The 1,652-nt window shown below is 65.0% G+C and carries 2 protein-coding genes; one reads left to right on the top strand and one right to left on the bottom strand.

From position 1 onward, the window contains the following. Positions 1–55: 55 nt before the first annotated feature. Positions 56–970, bottom strand: a complete 915-nt coding sequence (locus IU459_RS37040) for an IS982 family transposase (RefSeq protein WP_195134239.1) — start codon at positions 968–970, stop codon at positions 56–58. A 280-nt stretch (positions 971–1,250) separates the two neighbouring features. Here IU459_RS37040 and IU459_RS37045 point away from each other — a divergent pair, with 280 nt between their 5' ends. Beyond that, a complete protein-coding gene (locus IU459_RS37045) occupies positions 1,251–1,496 on the top strand; it encodes a S1 RNA-binding domain-containing protein (protein ID WP_195134240.1) in 246 nt (81 codons plus the stop codon). Positions 1,497–1,652: the final 156 nt, after the last annotated feature.

Raw genomic sequence — 1,652 nt, forward strand, 5'->3', positions numbered from 1 at the left:
CTAGATGAATGATTCCAAGGGGTGGGTGGCCTGTGTGCGGGCCGCCGACCCTGGGTCAATGGTCGTAGGCGGTCAGTGACCGGTGGACCGGTGCGTCGGTGTTGTCGTTGTGCCAGATCGCGGCGGTGAGGGCGAGCAGGCGCTGCAGGATGCGGACGCAGACACCGGCGACGGTGCGACCGCCGTGGCGTTCCAGGTCGAGCTGGGCCTTGAGAGTCTGGTTGATCGACTCGACAACCTGCCGCAACGGTTTGAACAAAGCGGTACCAGGGCGTTCGGCCTCACCCTTGCGGGCCGGGCGCAGCAACCCGATCCCGTGGTCGGCCAGCTCGGTCTCGAACCCGGCACCGAAGTAGTTCTTGTCGCAGATCAGGGTCTGCCCCGGCCGTTGGGTGACCAGGGCGGGGTCAGCGTCGAGGATGCTCATCAGCGTCTGCCGCTCGTCGGCCTTGGCCCCGGTCACCGCGAACCCGATCGGCAAGCCACCCAGGGTCGCGATCAGATGTAGCCGCAGCCCCCAGAAGTAGCGTGAATGTGAGGCGCAGTACCCGTATTCGGCCCATCCGGCCAACTCGGAGCGTTTCACCGTCTCCCGCGACCGACCGCATTCGACCGGGGTGGAATCGGCCACCCACACGTCGTCGGTCCACAGCGTGGTAGCAACGGCCAGCTCCCGCATCACCGCCCGGATCAGGCCGGCAGCGTTACGCAGCCGCTTGTTGTAGCCGGGCTGTTTGGGCAGGTACCGGAACAGATGCCGCAGATGGGTGCAGGCATAACGCAGCCAGCGGGCCTCGGAGGTGAACCCCAGCAGTGCTTGCATCACCGCCAACGTCACCAGTTCGGCATCGGTCAGCCGCGGCGCGAACCCGACCAGCGGACGCCACGGCGCCAGATCCGGGCGACGCTTCAACAGATCGTCGGTGGTGACATACAGTGCAGTAGCGAGGGTGTCGATATCATTGCTCACAACCTTGATCTACGACACCCTCGCCCGACACCGCTGCTGCGACACGTGAAATCGACTGCCGCGCAAGATATTCCATCGAGTTCAACCCGCACCAGCCGACGTCGGTAGTGTGGTGCGCCTCTTCGGCTCTGCTACCCTGACACCCGTGACTGCCGGGTCGGCTGTAAGCCGCACACAGACAGGGTTCCCGGCCGCGCGGTGAGCGCGGCGCGGGCCAGAGGTCCGCCCTCCGAACGTATCCCCATCGATATCTCAGGGACTGCGAAAGGAGGTGAAATCAATGTCCTCTCATGAGGTTTCGCTTGCCGTATGGCAGGCATTCCAGGACGGGCACGGCGTCGGCGCCATCGTCGACGCGACCGTAGTGTCCGTTGTTCCGTTCGGCGCGTTCGTCGAGGTCGCTCCCGGAATTCACGGCTTGCTGCACAAGGATTCCTGGGACCAGACCCCGGAAGTCGGTGATTCGATCCCGGTCCGCATCGCGGAATGGGGACCGCCGCGACTGAGCGTCACTCCGGCCCGATAACACCTGGTGTGGGGCCAGGTTCACGCTGGCCCCACACCAGCGATCGTAAACGGTCACAGTGCGTAGCCGCCCAGACAACCGAACCCGTCCACCCACCGGCACGGTTAATGTGCCCGGCCCGCCACGCACACCAACCCCTTGGAATCATTCATCTAG

The sequence above is a fragment of the Nocardia amamiensis genome, from assembly GCF_015477605.1.
Classification (GTDB): Bacteria; Actinomycetota; Actinomycetes; order Mycobacteriales; family Mycobacteriaceae; genus Nocardia; species Nocardia amamiensis_A.